The organism is Grimontia marina (assembly GCF_900060185.1).
Classification (GTDB): domain Bacteria; phylum Pseudomonadota; class Gammaproteobacteria; order Enterobacterales; family Vibrionaceae; genus Enterovibrio; species Enterovibrio marinus.
The window spans coordinates 104,475-120,562 of the sequence record NZ_FIZY01000006.1; the positions used below are offsets into that span (position 1 = coordinate 104,475).

The following is a 16,088-nucleotide window of genomic DNA, read 5'->3' on the forward strand; positions in this document are numbered from 1 at the left end:
TTAGCCCTCCCCGTTTTCAATGGTGGCAGGCTGGCGCTCATCGCTGTTCATGTAAGCGCGGATTTCACGAAGTTCGGTGTTGACCGCTCTCACCCAAACCACCATGAGGCGCAGCGGTGCCAGAAATCGCCCATACACCGGGTGACTGGTCGCCTTTTTCACCTCTTGGTCAATCTCGTTCGTCACTGTCTCCAAATTCTTGTTTTTCGCCATAGCTGTTTAGCTCCAGTTGTTCCGGGTCCCACCCGGTTTCTTTTAGCCAATTGACGCGCGAATCATGAATCATCAGCTCATCCCTGTACGCGGTCAGTTCCCCTGAAAATTGTATTTTGATTTGTTGTTTTAACAGGCGACAGTTCTCAATGTCATCGCTCTGCATATCCCACCCACGACACCCCGTCGCCCAGATTAAGAAACGGTCGAGGTGTTGACGGGCGTTTTCCCCATCGAAATGCACAAGCGGATGGTCATCACTGACCGTGCGCCCGCACTCACGAATTTTGGCGGCTGTGGCATCCATCACCCCGTCCAGCTGAGATAACCTGGCACTGAGTTTCTGCACCCGGTTTTCAATCTGCTCCGGGGTCAGTTTCTTGGATTTTTTCACAATCTGAAGTGCGCGAGCACTCGCCGCGATTTTCTTTTTGGTCTTACTGCGCAAGCGGGTAATCGGCTTTTTCCACTTACCCAGACGGTGACGGTATTCAGCGATAATCGCGCCCATGCAATCGGCCTCGAAGGTAGCAAGGCATTCCCATCCGGGCGCACGGCTACACTTTGCGATGCCGTAACGGTTGCCACGAATCAACCCCTGCTCGCCGTTGTCACCTTTGGCGGCATAGCCCACCGCCTTGATGATGTATTTGCCCGCTGCTTTGCCATGTTTGATGCGCTCAAGGTGCGCAAGGCCATGACCCCATAATGATTCAATGCGTTCAGCCCACGCTCTAAAAAGTGGCTTAGGTACTTGCCAGTTAAGCAACACATGCACATGCGGATTGGGCTCGCCGTCTTCATTGGCCGGACATTCTGCCACCCATATGTAATGAAAATTCCCGTTACGTGGGCGCACTTTCAGTGGGTCGCTTTCCGTTACGTAATGTAACGGGTGGTCGTCTCCGTCGCGTTCCGTTACGTAATGGAAATCAAACCCACGCTGGTAAACCTTTTTTGCCCCATCCAGAAACCGGGAAACCTCACGGCCAATGGTGGTTTCTGGGCTCTCCTCATCTCCGGCAAACAGTTTTGCCCTCGCCTCTGGCGAAAACGTGAGGGTGAGAAAGGTGGTAAACCCGTTATGTAACGTTGCCACGTAAGCGGCAGATTCGAAGATTTTCCCCACAGCCTTCGGTGTCAGTCGCTCGGTGAAACGCGCACCTGTGGTGGGTGCTGGCGCATCCTGCGGACGCGGCTGCACGAATATTCCGGCGCGGTACTTGCCCGACCATGGCTGATGCATGATGCGAAATGCCCGGTTACGCTCCGACACACGATGGCCGTTATGGTGGCTGTAGTCGTCGTGGTGCGTTCTCGGGGTCTGGTCAGCAAACTGAATGCCGACTTCACCGCCGTCCGCTCTGTGTTGCAGGAGCTTTGCCTGATTGGCTATCAGGGTGCGTCGCTGCGCTTCTTTCGTCCGTGTCGGACTTTCGCACCCTTGGACGAGCCTAGCCTCTCCACCGCTTCGCGGTGCGCCTGCGGCGGGCAGGTTTGGGCGTTGGGTATCACGTACTTTCATCCAATGGTCAAAATCCGCATGACGCAGTTTTTGCGCTTGGCTTTCCAGCCACGCTTTCGGGGTTTCCCCGGTTACCGGGTTTTCAAGGCGGGATAAAAGGATGTCGCCGGGGAGAGCTGCCCCGGCGATAAATTGAATGTCTTTTTGGGTGAGCGTCGGGAACGAATCAGGGGCTTTCGCCCCGTCATCGGTGACGCTTAGGGATTCATCGTTCATTTATGCGCTCCAGTATTAGCACCTGAAGCTTCATTAGCACATAGCGACTAATCAGCAACGAAGCCAGATTAGCTCTGATTGCCTCATCATTACGCAAGTCAATCGCCCGCCCTAAATCTTCTTTTCGGCGTAAATAATCACTGTGAGCCAAAGACGCCGCCCGCCGTAGCGCGTTAAATTCCGTAAACATTAGCTGATACATGTAATTCATACCCCACCCCCAGAAATATCTTCTAGGGAGAAAACCACGTAACCGGGTTTCTGGGCGTAATCCGTAATGTAACCAATTTTTCCTTTAGCCCACCTACTACCATCGGACATCATGACCAAATCGCCGACCTCATAACCCCTGTCGTTCTTGCGAATCTCAAAGGGCTTTTTACCCGCTAAAACCGCAGTCAGGAATTGGGCTTCGATTTTCAGCATGTGATTTTTCATGCTGCACCCCCCATACGTCGGGCTTGCATCATGCGTTTAGCGGCACGTTGAAAACGGTCGGAGTAACGAAGGTCAGGACAACCTTGCTTGCGGTTTGGGTCTTTTTTTAGACCGAGGTCGTTACGGATTTTATCAATCCAATACTGATGATTAACTTGTTCCATGTCTGCATCCCCATGCATTAGCGTCAATATTTAGCTTTACATCTCGCACCAATTGACGTCAATACGGGTATAGACTGTGGTATCCGACAAAATGTCGAGCTAAGATTTAACAAATAGCGTCAAGGCGAGGGTGACAAGTGGAATACTTAAATAAACTTTTGGACGATGTAAAAGACAGGTACAACATACCTTCAGACTATGCGTTAGCTCAGAAGTTAGAGGTTCCGCGCGCTACGGTTAGTAGATGGCGTCAAAATAAGAATTGTGCCGAGTGGGATGTCATCTTCAAATTGGCGGATTTACTGCAACTGGATGATCAAAATGTCGTCTATAACATCCTTGCCGAAAAGACCAACAATCCCCGTGTAATCAAAGCCTTAGAGTGTGGTCGCCCTGCCTAAAATCTATTTGCCCTTTTATACATAATGCGCACTAAAATATTTAGATTTAACACTCAATATCGCTATAGATTGAGCTTCAGTTTGCTCATATCAAATCATGATTGTCAGCTTTCTATGTTACTTCTGGTTGGCATCATTCTGACAAAATTGAATCTATGTTTCCTCTAACGTCTTTCTGTTTTCATCTTGCAGCCAAACCTCAAAGCCGAAAAGCTAATCCTCATCAAAGCGTGCATCTATCTACCGAACGACTTCAACTGGCAAGGCTTCAAAATCGATCAAGACCGCGCCATTCTTATCACTCCGTCAGGTGCGGTGTTCCATCCCAGAGAGCTTGAAGCCTTTCCTATATAGCGCAAGTATTTTGCGCTGGTTCGCCGCCATGGACACGTCCCGGATGCGCCATAGCATCTCCCAAACCGCCAGTAACCGAATACCGATGAACAGGCTGCGCCACCCAGTGCCTATTGAGATTGCAAGCGTTTCCAGTATATCCACCCTAATTTCTTTCCATTTAAACGACAGATAACACACGATTGAGCGAAATCCAAACGTATCAATGACCACCGCTGCAACTACATACCAGAAATATTCCGGGACAGCTTTCAACGCGGTAAAACCTGCATCCACATACGGCGCATAATCCGGAAGAAACGACAGCATCAAGGGCACAAAGATCACCAGTAAAATGAATTCATCTTTCATACCGCTTTTATAGGCATTACCCCAGCCAAACGTGCAAATACACTTCCAACCCACTGCGCTATTTGCTTCATTTTTCGTTACACACTTTGTTACAGCACTAAGCACAAAGGTAATGGAAACCATAATCGAACACTGTATTATTGTCGGAGAATGTTCACATTCGTATGGAGTGATTCGGCATTTGCCAAGGAAGTGAACAAGGATCGTTGAGCAAGGAAGTCTTAAATACGGCAATAAAAAGGCTTTAATATGAACAAAATGACTATCGCACTGGTTGTCGCTTTATCCGCACCCTCTTTTGCGTCTGAGACATCAGACAATACTTACCTTTTCGGCGGATACAAAGGTGGTGACCGCAGCGGTTTTAACCTGGGGGCTGGATATCAATTCAATAATAATCTGGCTATCGAAGCATCGTATGCATATGGTGGGGATGAAAGTTTCTATGAGTTTGAAGGAAACAATGGCACCTATCGAACCAAAATTAATGTTACCAATACCTATATGATGTCCAGCCCATCCAGTGATGCTTGGTGGGGGTAAATGTGGGGTATCGTTTTAGCTGACACTGGCGTAATACTGCAAGCATTAAAGAGTCCTGCTTGGGGCTCTTCTTTTATCTAGCTACTCTAACTTTCGGCCCAAAAATAAAACCCCCTTTCGGGGGCCTTTTCTTACGAGTTGTGTCTACTCATACTTTAAATTTGTTTAACTCATTTTCTTGCTGACCGGCTAAATCAGAAATCGCTACACAAAGTGTTTCTTGTTCTTTCGCCCGCTGTGACAGAGTTTCACTGATGTCACGAATGTTATCGGTGTTCTGCTGGATATCATTGGCGGTATCCCGTTGCTTAAATGAAGACTCTGAGATCTCATTGATCAGCTCGTTGATACGGTAAATGTGATTGTGAACGTCAGTGAGAGCAGAATTTGCTCCGAGCACCACTTCCTGTGTACTTGATGCAGTGTTGCGGCTCTTGATAATGACGCTTTCCGCTTCACCTACACCAGCTTGTAGCTGGGCAATCATATTTTTGATTTCTTCTGTAGAGGTTTGCGTGCGAGATGCGAGTGCGCGTACCTCATCGGCGACGACGGCGAACCCCCTACCCATTTCTCCAGCGCGCGCCGCCTCAATGGCAGCATTCAATGCCAGCAGGTTGGTTTGTTCGGCAATGTCAGTGATCACGGTAAGAATAGACTCAATGTTGGCGCTGTATTTAGCCAGTTCATTCACTTTAGATACTGCCGTTTCCATCTCTCCCATCAGTAAGTCGATCGAGGTTTTCGTTTTCTCTACAGATTCACCGCCTTTGTTGGTGGCTTCGGTGCTCTCTGCAACCACTTCAGCGGCATTGCGCGCCCGTTCAGCAACGTCATTTGAAATATCTGTCATCTCATGGATGGCGTGAGACACCAGACTGATTTCTTTGAGTTGGTGTTCAGCACCTTCAGCCGCATTTTTGGCAGATGATACTGTCTGGCGGACGTTGTCAGATACTTGATCTGATGTTCCTTTAATGCTTTTTACCAGCGTTTGAAGATAATCAATAAAACCGTCAAACTCTTTAGAAACACCGCCGAATTCATCGTTACTTTTAATAGCAAGACGTTTTGTCAGGTCGCCGTCACCACTGTTGATCTCTTCAAGGCTTTCACGCAAGTTGACAAGAGGTCTGAGCTGGCGCGAGGTCACCATACTCAATAGCAGCCCAATCAAAATCGCGCAAACCGCAGTAGTTATCATGGAGACAAAGCCGAACTCCTCGCTGTTAGCCATAAGAGTTTGTTCGTCGAGCACAACACCTATTAGCCAGTTGGTGCCAGTAAGCTTATCCAATTTATGGAATACAGTGAGTGCAGAACCGTTATCTGTTTCAACTTTCTGAAACGCTTCATCAAGTACTGGCAGGGTGTCGCCTTTGTAGAGCTTACTGATTTTCAGACCATTAAGATCGCCATTCGGGTGGCTGATGATGGTACCGTCAGCACTCAATAGAAAGGCATAACCTGTGTTATTGAAATTCAGTGTGTTAAGTGCTTTTGACACAGTGTCTAAGCTTAGGTCACCGCCGAAGGCTCCTTTCGAAACACCATTGTCATAAAGATTTGCAACAGCTGAGATGAGAATTTCTTTGGTTGCAGCATCCGCATAAGGGTCGGTGAGCCTTGCAGAACTATTCTTTTTAGCGAAAGGATACCAAGGACGTTTTCGAGCATCCCAGCCTTCAGGATTCCAACTTGGGTTATTGGTGATACGTTTCCCGTCGGTATCGAGCCCTCCGAATATCAGGATGAACTCTTCTTTAAGTATCGGAAGGTCGAAGGTAGTTTGAATAGTCTCTGCACTAAAGTCGGCATTGATGTTCTCGGCCATCATATCGATGAGGGCAAGTTTACCGTTTAGCCAGTTGGTTATTTGCTCTCCCATGGCTGCAGTGGTCTCAAGGGTGTTTCGTTTTGACATGTCCAGCTCTTCTTGTTTCACGTTCTGGTATTGAAACCAGGAAAGCGCAGAGAGCACTCCGATAACAACTGTTGTAGAAAGTAAAGCAACACGATAAGAAACTTTCATTAGCGATACCCGTACTTGATTCGTAGTAAATTGATTCAGTAGATCAATTTTTATTGGTATCACTTAATGAAGCAGACGATGTAATCTCAATCCAGAGCTTGTTAATGATTATTGAGTGTTTTGTAATTAAATTGAGCTAAATGTGTCATAAATTTTTACAATCTATTTATTCACTTAAACTTTGAGTGTTCAAGTAAAATAACAAATGAAAATAAACCGTCTATTTTTATAGACTCTTCATTCTCACTGACACTTTCACGCCGCGATATTCGACCTGCTCTATTTCTTCAAACCCAATCCGACTATATAAACCACCATCTAAATGCTCAGTTTGAAGATGAAGTTTTTCAACGCCTAAGGTCCTCGCCAATCGTTCTAACTCTCCGACCATCTTCGATGCAACCTTCTTGCCACGATGCGCTTTTTCTACATACACGCCGCCCACCCAGTGTTCTTTGTCGGTGTAGATGCTCATTTCATGATGGCAGAGGTAGGAGCAGCCAAGGATCTCGTCTCCTTCAACGGCATATATCATCAATGGCAGTTTATCTCTGTTGAGATATTCGCTGAGCTTCGTTTGATTGCGCTCAAGCGTGGCCGCTGCGTTTAGATGTCCCCATTCGTTTAAAAACCATTTAGCGACGGTAGGAAGCGTTTCTGGCTTATCTGCCAGGAAGATGAATTTCATGATTTGGCCTTATCCATAAGGTTCTTGGTTTTAACCAAGAATACAGACCATAGAAGATACCACCTAATGGAAATGCCCAAAGCGAGAATGAGAGCACTTCTATAAGCCTTTACCGGTAAAAAGCGGTGTAATAGCAGCATAAAAAATCGCGGTAGGAATTCCCCACAACAATACCCCGTAAATCAGTATATGTTTGGGCATCCCCACTGCGATTTTTTGTTCAAGTTTTTTAAGATCTTCTGGGCTTGTCACGGACGGCTCGCATGATTATGTGTCCATGCGTTGTTTATGCCTGCTGACTCTCTCCTGCAAAGTTGCGGCAATGATTGTTGAGAGTTCAGTCGCAGGTGTAGATGTGCTGTCGAGTTCAAGATCATATTTCAAATGGAATGGTGACGTTGAAAAGCCATGTCTTGCCTCATCTATCGTCCTATCCCCGCGATCAAATGTGCGTCTTTCTAACTCAGTCAGTTCGCAGTGTAGTCCGACATATAAACGCTCATGGTTCTCAAATGCCAAATCCATTTGCAGCGCACCCTGCGGAGTGGAGATAACAGCATCAAAAATGACTTTGTTACCCGCTTCTAGCAGTGCGTTTACGCAAGAAAATGCCCCTTTAATCAATGTGTTTGGATCGAGTGAACGCCAGTCATTTTCCTGATTGCAGTGCTCAAACACAGAAGGAGGAAGTGAATATACCAATGTATCAATCGAGAAATAGAGCCAGTTTTCTGGAAGAAACTGCTCCTGGAGAGCTTTTGCCAGCGTGGTTTTACCCGCCCCAGAGGCGCCATCGAGAACGATTAAGTTTGGGCTCATAGAGAAATTGCCTCTTTGTTGTTTTTGTTGGCGATATGATTCTTGTTCTGGCTTCCGGATGAAAGTTTTTATGGATTAGAAGACCCAAAAATGCGATCCATACGCACACTGTTTCAATGATGATTCACTCATTTTTATGCAATGACACTGCAAATCAAAGGGGCATTTGTAATTTAAAGCTGACTTATTGCACTGTTGATTGATGTGACTCGAAATATTGTATGACTTTCTTGTAGCCCGTTCTATCTGTACTAAGGTTCTTGAAACGCCAATAAAAAGCCCGACTTATTGGGCAAAATCGTCAGTCACTATCAGGAAAGTAAATGGCTAAAGATCCTATCATCGTCGGTGGTTTCGTGGAAGATTATATAACCATGGTTCCTTTCCAAAGTTCTGGGGTATTCAGTATCTGTGATTTGGCGGGAAAACCGGAACGCAAAACTATCAAAACAGCCATCCAAGATGGTTGTTTCTAACCGCACTATTTCTGCTTATCCCACATGCGCACCAGCATTCCCGGCGCATGCGGCCTAGCTAAAACAGTTCCAAGCAACACTCACTCGATAATTATAAGAATCCAACACTAAGCCTCCCATTTGGGCGCGAGTCGCGCCCTTTTTTTTTTTAGACTTCTCTTATTTTTAGCCTCATACTTTCAAACAAATAAGTAGTAAAACAGACAGAATGACGAGACTTTATTTTGTAGCTCCACCATTAGTTATAGTGCGTTATGTTTTATAGCCATTGTTTCATTTCAGTACTCACTGAATAGAAAACGTCAGGAGCGAAATCTCTAAGTGAGTCTGGTGTTAGCTGGGGTTTAGCCACCACGACATAGCGTAATGGGTGTCGTTATGACCGTATATGACAACATTTCCCCTTTTCCCCGGCAAAGCAGTTTGCATCTGCAGTGTGGGACCAAACGCCAGGTTTCGCATGTTGGCGCCAGACAACACCCACTGCGGCTTGTTGTTTTTCAATGCAATCTTGGCGATGGGATAAGTATCAGCCCACGGCCAAGGGGCTTGGTTCTCGCCCGTTTGTTTCTGCTTCTCCCAAGCATGAGCAATCATGAGTTGGGCGAGTTGCGCCTTAGCTTTGATGTATAGGCCATTTGCCATGATGACACCTCCACACAGGAAGCTGGCGATAAAAACGAGTTGCCAGGGCTTCTGTGGAAAATAACGACGGATGACTTCCATGTATACTGACCTTCTATTGGAAAACGTCACGTGATGCGCGACTGAAGCGAATCCCTACCGCACTGACAGCCAGCATCAACCCTCCCAGTAACATCATGAAGGTGCTTCCTAAACCACTTTGTAGCATGGCGACGTTGTTTTTGGGCGCATGAGGATTGATTTGATGTGGCTTTGCTTTCTCATCCAACGGTTGGCTTGGGTTGTTATCAACGGCGACCAGCGATGTATGCTTGGTGACAATGTGATGGTTTAAACCCAGCTCTGTGATTCGGTTTTCTTTCTCACCTGCACTCAAGCTTTGATTGAGGGTGATACTTTCTATTTGTTTGCGAGCCCAAAGTACGTCGATACCTGTCGCAGCGCCCGCCTGAATCGCTTCAAGGTCAATATCAAGTTGCCATGGTGCGTCACTTTGAAAGCCTGTTAGCTGTAATGTGCTCGCGTTTTCGGGGATGGTAAACGCCAAATCTAAAGGCTGGGCTTTGTACAGATCCGGCACTGGGTTTGGCCACGAATCGACAGGCTCGCCGTTATCCCATTTCACGGTGATGTCTTTCATTACTGGGCTTGAAAGCTTTTCAAACAGTGGCTTTAGGGATGTAGAAACTTCGTTGAGGTTACTGATATGAGTGAAGCTTCCTTTACCTGATACGGCAGCGCGCTGCATAAAGGCACTGTTTGGCGCAGAGCCGATCCCTACGGTAAACAGCCTCCTGTCCATCAAGCCTTTGGATATAACGCTGTAAAGTTCGTCTTCATTGCCAATGGCACCGTCTGTCATAAAGACAATTTGGTTGAGGTAACCAGTCATTGGCTCTGAGGCATATGCCAACTCTAATGCTGTCGCCATTTCGGTACCGCCGTCTGCTTCAATCCCACGAACAATGCTGCTGACTAAACCGATATTTTTGAGGGTTGCTTGCACAGGCACTGACGAATAGCGACGCGCTTCGTGGTTAAAGATAATCAGGTTGAAGTAATCGTCGGCTTCAAGGCTGTGCAGCGCGTAGATGACAGCCTCTTTGGCTTGCTCTATGGATTCACCATACATGGAGCCGGAGATATCCAACACCAAGGTGATGTTTTGTGGGATACTGTTGGTCTGCTTAGATTGCGGCGGCATCGCCATCAAAAGGCCGTATTTCTCGCCTTCCTTTTCCTGCACAAACATGGCTGCTACCGGCATGCTGGAAGCCGCTGGTCGCCATTTCAGTACAAAATCCTGATTGGCGATTTCCATTTCGCTCAGTGTGACGGAATAGCGACTATCAGAGACTTTCTGGACATTAATAGATGCCGTGGTGCTTTCGACAAAATCAATGGGCAAACCCATGTTGATGTCTGCTTCCAAGGTAAAAGCGATTTCATCTTCCAGCAATGGATCACGATACTCCGGCGTGATTTCATTGGCATCCGGCACCTGACGCGTTGCCACTGCCCATCCGTTTTGCATTTCCTGTAACGGTGTTACCACTTCTTCAACGCGTTGGTCGCCTTCTTCTACGACTGAGTCTTCGGCGTTCTTTCTTGCCTGCAGTGCCGTCGAATCTGGCAAACCCGGAATGTAGCGATGCGTGAAGGTGGTTGGGAAACGAAGGCTGAACTCGCCATCTTCATAGTGAACCGTCTCCTGATATTGGATATTCACCACAATGGTTTCACCAGGCGCGACATTGGCAATCTGCGTAGAAAACAAGTTCGCGCGGTGCTGTTCCACCAAAGAAGCTTTTTTGCCCTGCTCAGCGGCGCGATTGAAGGTTTCCCTCGCTTGTTGTTTCTTCTGGATTTCACCTTCAATGATGCGCTCACCGATTTGAATCGTCAGATGATCAACCGCTGCATTCTGAGGTAGCGGAAACAGATAACGGGCGTTAATCCAATCGTCTGTTGGATTGGTAAAACGCTGTTCGACCTTCACGCGATTGACCAGACCGTTTATCACCATATCTGCACTGGTGGAAAGCTGAGGCGCTGCCGTCCAGAGTTTGTCTTCGCTGTTTTGCGTTTGTATATACAAGCCACCTTCTTCCTCACTGGCAAAGGCAATTGCCGGGAGGAACATGATGAAAAGCGCTGTCAGCAGCCAATCTGCTAACGGCGCTTTGAATGAGATTTTGGAGATTTTCAGGGAGTACATTGCCACTTCCTTGACCTGTTGTTATTGACTGGCATTACACCAAATCAATCTGTCGGTTCCGGGTAGCAACTGAGGCCAATTCAGACCAATTGTGGCAAGATTATGGCAGCTCAACACCTTTAAGTTATAGTGCGTTAAAGGATGTAAAACAGCAGGAGACATGCTCCTGCTTAACTTATTGATTTAACGTGTGATCAGTCGTATTTACCCTTTCACACAAACCACTTGCTTCAGGGTATGCACCACTTCGACAAGGTCTTTCTGTGCTTCCATGACTTTGTCGATATCTTTGTAGGCGTGCGGGATTTCATCAATCACTGCTGCATCTTTTCGGCACTCAACACCTTCCGTCGCGGCAACTTGATCTTTGATGCTATAAACCTTTTTCGCCTGTGTTCTCGACATCACACGCCCAGCGCCATGACTACAGCTTTCGAAGCTTTCTGGATTGCCAAGCCCTCGAACGATGAAGGACTTCGCCCCCATGTTACCAGGGATAATCCCCAGTTCGCCCTTGCCAGCCCTCACCGCGCCTTTACGAGTGACATAGCATGACTTACCAAAGTGCGTTTCCCGCGAGATATAGTTGTGGTGACAATTCACCGCCACGTCTGCCGTTTCAAATGGCACTGGGATTTGTTTTCTCAGCGCTGTAATCGCATTGATCATCATGATTTCACGGTTCTTCGCGGCAAAATCCTGCGCCCATTCGACAGCTTCCACGTAATCGTTAAAGTAGTCGCTGCCCTCTTCCAAATACGCCAGATCCTGATCGGGAAGGTGGATCTGGTGTCGTTCCATCTCCTTCTTCGCCAGTTCGATAAAGTAGGTACCAATGCGGTTTCCTACGCCACGGCTACCAGAGTGAAGCATGATCCAAACTGCGTCGTTTTCATCCAGACAAAGCTCCAGAAAGTGGTTCCCCGTTCCCATGGTGCCAAGATGGTTAACGTGGTTGCTTTTCCTGATCGCCGGATGCTTATGGCAGATTGCCTCGAAGCGCAGTTCCAGCTTTTTCCACTCTTTTTCTACCACTTCAGGGATGTTATGCCACGCGCCGCGGTCGGTTTTTCCTCGCCCTAACGTTCTTCCATGTGGAATCGCCGACTCAAAGGCATGTCTGATACCACTGAGGTTATCCGGTAGCTGTGAGGCTTTCAGCGAGGTTTTGGTCGCGAGCATCCCACAGCCGATATCCACACCTACTGCTGCCGGAATCACGGCTTTAACCGAGGGGATCACGCTACCAATCGTAGCCCCCATACCAAGGTGGACATCCGGCATTACGGCAATATGGGAGTGAACAATATCCATAGATGCGATGTTATTAAGCTGTTGGCGTGCCTTATCTTCAAACGGTACGCCTTTGGTCCACGCTTTTATCGTTGCTTTGTTTTCGTTTTTAATTTCGATGTAGTTTTCAGTACACATTGTGCTTTCCTTGATGACGCGCCTTACCGTATTTGCTTCACGGCAAGACGCGTTTTCTATGTCATTTTCACCACGCCTTGCATGAGTCCTTCCAGACCACCGTAGACGTTGAGGTTGCTGATTTTGTCCGCCACTTTTTCAAGTGCTTCCAGCTCTTTCAGGCGCATCAGTGTTGGGTTATTTTCCATCACTTTGGCGGTGTTGTGCAGGCTTCGTGTCGCTGCCGTTTCCTCACGACGTTTGATCACGTTGGCCTCTGCCGCTTTTTGTGCTTCAACCACCTGGTTGAGAATCGCTTTGATTTCACCCGGTAAAATGATGTCTTTCATACCCACGTTGCCTAACTCGACACCGACTGCTTTCAGATTTTCTGCCACCAGCTCTTTCACGGTTTCACCCACGTAGAGCTTATCCAGCAGTAAATCGTCCAACGCTTTGGTGCCAATGGCTTCACGCAGCGCTAACTGCAGTAGTTTGTAGGCGTATTGCTCGACATCATCCACGCTGCTAGCTGCTGTTTCAGCATCCAAGATGCGGATGTTGGCGGTTAAGTTGATGCGCAGGCTAACGCGATCTTTGGTCATGATTTCCTGACCTGACACTTCCAGAATCTGGGTGCGCGTGTCATAGCTTTTCAACTGAAACTCACGGTTGAACTGCCAGTAGCCATAAGTACCCGGAGACAATTTTTCCGACAGCTTACCGTCGATATAAAGCAGACCGACATGGCTGTTTTTCACTGTCGCCACCGCTACGGGTTTCACTGCGACCGTCGATTCACTGCGTATCAAACGCGTCGCCAGGTTCACACCGGCTTTGTTGATCAAATACAGCGTTTTATCTTCCACCAGCGGTGTATCTGCAATGTCGATACGATCCAATCGGATCTCACCGGCATCTTTCCACATAAACAGACGCTCTCCCGGTGCCACCACACCACGCAACATGCCATCAAGATACAACATGCCTACTTCAGTATCCTGAAGTTTCTCGTGTTGGATGTGCTCCTTCAAAGAGGCTGAGCCTTGGTATAAGCGCTCTCCGTTTTTCTGGGAGAAATACAGCTCATCGATATCGAAAACTTCGAATTCAACATCGTCTTTCATGTCCCAAATTTTGTGTAAACCCGGCGTAAGCACTTGGGTCAGTTTCTGGTTTTGATAAACCAGTGCGCGTTCGTTTTCTGCGATTTTGATGGTTTTACGAAACATAATCTTTTTCCTTGTTTAGTGAGAAACGAAAGGACACAGCGTGACGATGCAGTGGCAACTGTCGCTCTTGGTAAAGGGAGCTTCCTGCCTGCTTTACCCCTCTGCGCGGTTGCGTCTTCATCTCATTGGTTGCTCCGTTCGTTTCCTTGCTTCCATTTGTAAGCGTTATCTGAGTGGGACTCGAACCCACGACATACGAATTGACTTCGCCGTTCTACCAATTGAACTATCAGTTAAGGTGACTAGAGCGGGAATCGAACCCGCAGGTGACGGAACATGTCCGCTGCTTTACCGTTTAGCTATCTAGTAGTTTTTGGGGAATCGAACCCTCGGCAGTTTCCTGCTCCCTCCCAGGGGAAGCGTGATTGGTATACACAGTCACAGTGTGAGGTGCACCGGGGTGGTATTCAGAACCACACGCCGCTAATCACGAACTTGTTATTCCAAGTCACGTGCCAGTTTAAAAAAATGAGTAAGAATTAATTTTTATTTTATTTTTTTTATTGAATTAAAATATTTTCAGTCGATTATCAGTCACCAGATTTATTGCCAGTAATATTTAAATATTAGATACTTTTGGATATGGATATATCTTTTTGGATATGAATGTAGTGATGAAGAAAACGATTGTTGTCAGCCTTTTGGGCACACAGTTAGACAGAATTGGAAAACGGGTTGATAGATGGACGCGCTGGAGACCAAATGTCGGATTGGTTCAACAAGAAAGCCTGTCTATCGACACGCTTTATTTACTGCATGACAACCATTCCAAGCGCCTTGCCAATAACGTTGCCGTTGATATCGAATCCGTTTCGCCAGACACAAGCGTTGCCTTATGCCAGATGAACTTCGCCGATCCGTGGGATTTTGAAGAGGTGTACGCCAAGCTTTATGACTTTTGTGAAGCGATGGATTTCGACATCGATAATCATGATTACCTTTTCCACATCACGACGGGCACTCACGTGGCACAGATTTGTAGCTACCTGCTGACGGAGAGTCGTCACTTTCCGGGGAAGCTAATCCAGTCTGCGCCTGATCTGTCCAAGGAAGATAAGACCATTGGCCGTGTGCAGATTATCGATCTGGATCTGTCTCGCTATGACCAGCTCGCCACGCGCTTTGATAATGCACGAATTGAAGACGAAACCTTTTTGAAAGGCGGCATAGAAACACGCAATGAAGCCTTCAACCTGATGATTTCGCAGATCGAAAAGGTCGCGATTCGCTCAACCGCCCCTATCCTGCTTACCGGACCAACAGGCGCAGGGAAAAGCCAACTCGCTCAGCGCATCTATCAGCTCAAAAAGCGCCGGTCACTTATCAAAGGCGAGCTTATCACCGTGAACTGTGCAACGCTTAGAGGCATGAATGCAATGGCAGCGCTGTTCGGACATACCAAAGGCGCTTTCACGGGCGCTTCTGCGGCGCGGGAAGGTTTTCTGCGCTCCGCCGACAAGGGGCTGCTGTTTCTGGATGAAATTGGCGAGCTTGGGCTTGAGGAGCAAGCTATGTTGCTTCATGCCATCGAATACAAGCGGTTTCACCCTGTTGGCAGCGATAAGGACGTAAACAGCGATTTTCAACTCATCGCTGGTACAAACCGTGATTTGAAAGCCATGGTGATAGAGGGCGCGTTTCGTGAGGATTTGCTGGCGAGAATTAACTTGTGGACGTATCCACTTCCTGGACTGAAAGATCGCAAAGAAGATATTGAGCCTAATCTGGATTATGAAGTGATGGCCTTCGCCGAGAAACATGGTGATCGCATTCGCTTCAACAAAGAAGCGCGTGATAAGTTCCTCTCCTTTGCACTCTCTCATCAGGCGACCTGGAACAGTAACTTCCGCGACTTGAGCTCTGCAGTCACCCGATTGGGCACATTGGCAGATTCATCGAGAATTGCAGTTGAAGATGTAGACGATGAAATAGCGCGTCTCTCTGGCATGTGGAGCGGCTCGTCATATGAACATGAACGTTCCTTTCTGTCTCTCCTTGATAACGAAGCCAGGGATGATTTGGACACCTTTGACGCGCACCAGCTTAACTATGTGTTGAGTGTATGTGACCGACATGATTCGATGGCATCTGCAGGACGTGAATTGTTCAATATCAGCCGAATGAAAAAGGTTCAGTCTAACGACTCAGCGAGGCTTCAAAAGTATCTGGCAAAGTTTGGGGTTTCTTGGAAGGAATTGAAGAAAAAGTGAGCTATGAACTACTGGTAAGGTGATGAAATTCCAATGGTAAATTTATAATAACGAATACTTACGCACAAACCATTTTATTTCCCTCGGAAAATTTTTCACTTGAGTGATAAGTCATTCAATTCAATGAATAAAAGACGTAAAACTGCGCGAATA

18 protein-coding genes, 1 tRNA gene and 1 pseudogene are annotated in these 16,088 nt (G+C 47.2%); 5 read left to right on the top strand and 15 right to left on the bottom strand.

Annotated features, from left to right (window positions below):
* Genes GMA8713_RS04990 through GMA8713_RS05010 form a run of 5 tightly spaced genes read right to left on the bottom strand, consistent with a single transcriptional unit; the run spans position 1 to position 2,556 of the window.
* The gene (locus GMA8713_RS04990) at positions 1-186 is read right to left on the bottom strand and encodes a hypothetical protein (RefSeq protein WP_062706429.1); all 186 of its coding nucleotides are present in this window, start codon (positions 184-186) and stop codon (positions 1-3) included.
* Entirely contained in the window at positions 170-1,954 is a 1,785-nt protein-coding gene (locus GMA8713_RS04995) for a rolling circle replication-associated protein (RefSeq protein ID WP_062706431.1), read from the bottom strand. Before GMA8713_RS04995 ends, GMA8713_RS04990 begins: the two co-directional genes overlap by 17 nt.
* Positions 1,944-2,165, bottom strand: coding sequence for a hypothetical protein (locus GMA8713_RS27660; RefSeq protein ID WP_062706433.1), 222 nt, complete (start codon positions 2,163-2,165; stop codon positions 1,944-1,946). The genes GMA8713_RS04995 and GMA8713_RS27660 overlap by 11 nt, the downstream gene beginning before the upstream one ends.
* Entirely contained in the window at positions 2,162-2,392 is a 231-nt protein-coding gene (locus tag GMA8713_RS05005) for a DUF3850 domain-containing protein (protein WP_062706435.1), read from the bottom strand. The genes GMA8713_RS27660 and GMA8713_RS05005 overlap by 4 nt, the downstream gene beginning before the upstream one ends.
* Complete coding sequence (locus tag GMA8713_RS05010) at positions 2,389-2,556, bottom strand: hypothetical protein (protein WP_157515475.1); 168 nt, start codon at positions 2,554-2,556, stop codon at positions 2,389-2,391. The genes GMA8713_RS05005 and GMA8713_RS05010 overlap by 4 nt, the downstream gene beginning before the upstream one ends.
* 137 nt (positions 2,557-2,693) lie before the next feature.
* On the opposite strand from GMA8713_RS05010, the gene GMA8713_RS05015 reads away from it, so the two are divergent.
* Together GMA8713_RS05015 and GMA8713_RS26550 are read left to right on the top strand one after the other, a co-directional pair.
* On the top strand, positions 2,694-2,957 hold the full coding sequence (locus GMA8713_RS05015; protein ID WP_062706439.1) for a helix-turn-helix domain-containing protein: 264 nt from the start codon (positions 2,694-2,696) through the stop codon (positions 2,955-2,957).
* A gap of 186 nt (positions 2,958-3,143) precedes the next feature.
* Positions 3,144-3,311 (top strand): DUF3653 domain-containing protein, encoded by a 168-nt coding sequence (locus GMA8713_RS26550; protein ID WP_306456045.1) that lies wholly within the window; start codon positions 3,144-3,146, stop codon positions 3,309-3,311.
* A gap of 168 nt (positions 3,312-3,479) precedes the next feature.
* On the opposite strand, the pseudogene GMA8713_RS28015 reads toward GMA8713_RS26550, so the two are convergent.
* Positions 3,480-3,665: pseudogene (locus GMA8713_RS28015) on the bottom strand (hypothetical protein); the annotation flags it as partial.
* 246 nt (positions 3,666-3,911) lie between these two features.
* Here GMA8713_RS28015 and GMA8713_RS05025 point away from each other — a divergent pair.
* Entirely contained in the window at positions 3,912-4,205 is a 294-nt protein-coding gene (locus tag GMA8713_RS05025; protein ID WP_062706441.1) for a putative outer membrane beta-barrel protein, read from the top strand.
* Between the two features lie 148 nt (positions 4,206-4,353).
* Here GMA8713_RS05025 and GMA8713_RS05030 read toward each other — a convergent pair whose 3' ends face one another.
* The 4 genes from GMA8713_RS05030 to GMA8713_RS05040 all read right to left on the bottom strand — a co-directional run bounded on the left by GMA8713_RS05030 (position 4,354) and on the right by GMA8713_RS05040 (position 7,816).
* Positions 4,354-6,237, bottom strand: coding sequence for a methyl-accepting chemotaxis protein (locus tag GMA8713_RS05030; RefSeq protein ID WP_084387654.1), 1,884 nt, complete (start codon positions 6,235-6,237; stop codon positions 4,354-4,356).
* Positions 6,238-6,463: 226 nt separating this feature from the next.
* A complete protein-coding gene (locus GMA8713_RS05035) occupies positions 6,464-6,925 on the bottom strand; it encodes a GNAT family N-acetyltransferase (protein WP_062706443.1) in 462 nt (153 codons plus the stop codon).
* Positions 6,926-7,024: 99 nt separating this feature from the next.
* Positions 7,025-7,177: a hypothetical protein gene (locus GMA8713_RS27235; protein ID WP_157515477.1), complete on the bottom strand. Its 153-nt coding sequence runs from the start codon at positions 7,175-7,177 to the stop codon at positions 7,025-7,027.
* Between the two features lie 15 nt (positions 7,178-7,192).
* The gene (locus tag GMA8713_RS05040; RefSeq protein WP_422615190.1) at positions 7,193-7,816 is read right to left on the bottom strand and encodes a phosphotransferase-like protein; all 624 of its coding nucleotides are present in this window, start codon (positions 7,814-7,816) and stop codon (positions 7,193-7,195) included.
* A 251-nt stretch (positions 7,817-8,067) separates the two neighbouring features.
* Here GMA8713_RS05040 and GMA8713_RS27240 point away from each other — a divergent pair, with 251 nt between their 5' ends.
* Complete coding sequence (locus GMA8713_RS27240) at positions 8,068-8,220, top strand: type 1 glutamine amidotransferase family protein (protein ID WP_157515479.1); 153 nt, start codon at positions 8,068-8,070, stop codon at positions 8,218-8,220.
* A gap of 333 nt (positions 8,221-8,553) precedes the next feature.
* Here GMA8713_RS27240 and GMA8713_RS05045 read toward each other — a convergent pair whose 3' ends face one another.
* From GMA8713_RS05045 to GMA8713_RS05070, 5 genes are all read right to left on the bottom strand, one after another.
* On the bottom strand, positions 8,554-8,946 hold the full coding sequence (locus GMA8713_RS05045) for a sortase family protein (protein ID WP_062706449.1): 393 nt from the start codon (positions 8,944-8,946) through the stop codon (positions 8,554-8,556).
* Positions 8,947-8,959: 13 nt separating this feature from the next.
* Positions 8,960-11,083 carry a marine proteobacterial sortase target protein gene (locus tag GMA8713_RS05050; RefSeq protein WP_062706451.1) on the bottom strand — a complete coding sequence of 708 codons (2,124 nt, stop codon included), beginning with the start codon at positions 11,081-11,083 and terminating at the stop codon, positions 8,960-8,962.
* A 204-nt stretch (positions 11,084-11,287) separates the two neighbouring features.
* Complete coding sequence (locus tag GMA8713_RS05055) at positions 11,288-12,514, bottom strand: RtcB family protein (RefSeq protein ID WP_062706453.1); 1,227 nt, start codon at positions 12,512-12,514, stop codon at positions 11,288-11,290.
* A gap of 56 nt (positions 12,515-12,570) precedes the next feature.
* Positions 12,571-13,725: a slipin family protein gene (locus tag GMA8713_RS05060; protein WP_062706455.1), complete on the bottom strand. Its 1,155-nt coding sequence runs from the start codon at positions 13,723-13,725 to the stop codon at positions 12,571-12,573.
* Between the two features lie 239 nt (positions 13,726-13,964).
* A tRNA-His gene (locus GMA8713_RS05070) sits at positions 13,965-14,033 on the bottom strand.
* A gap of 294 nt (positions 14,034-14,327) precedes the next feature.
* Between GMA8713_RS05070 and rtcR the strand changes: the two genes are divergently transcribed.
* Positions 14,328-15,935, top strand: a complete 1,608-nt coding sequence (rtcR, locus tag GMA8713_RS05075) for an RNA repair transcriptional activator RtcR (RefSeq protein WP_269747440.1) — start codon at positions 14,328-14,330, stop codon at positions 15,933-15,935.
* Positions 15,936-16,088: the final 153 nt, after the last annotated feature.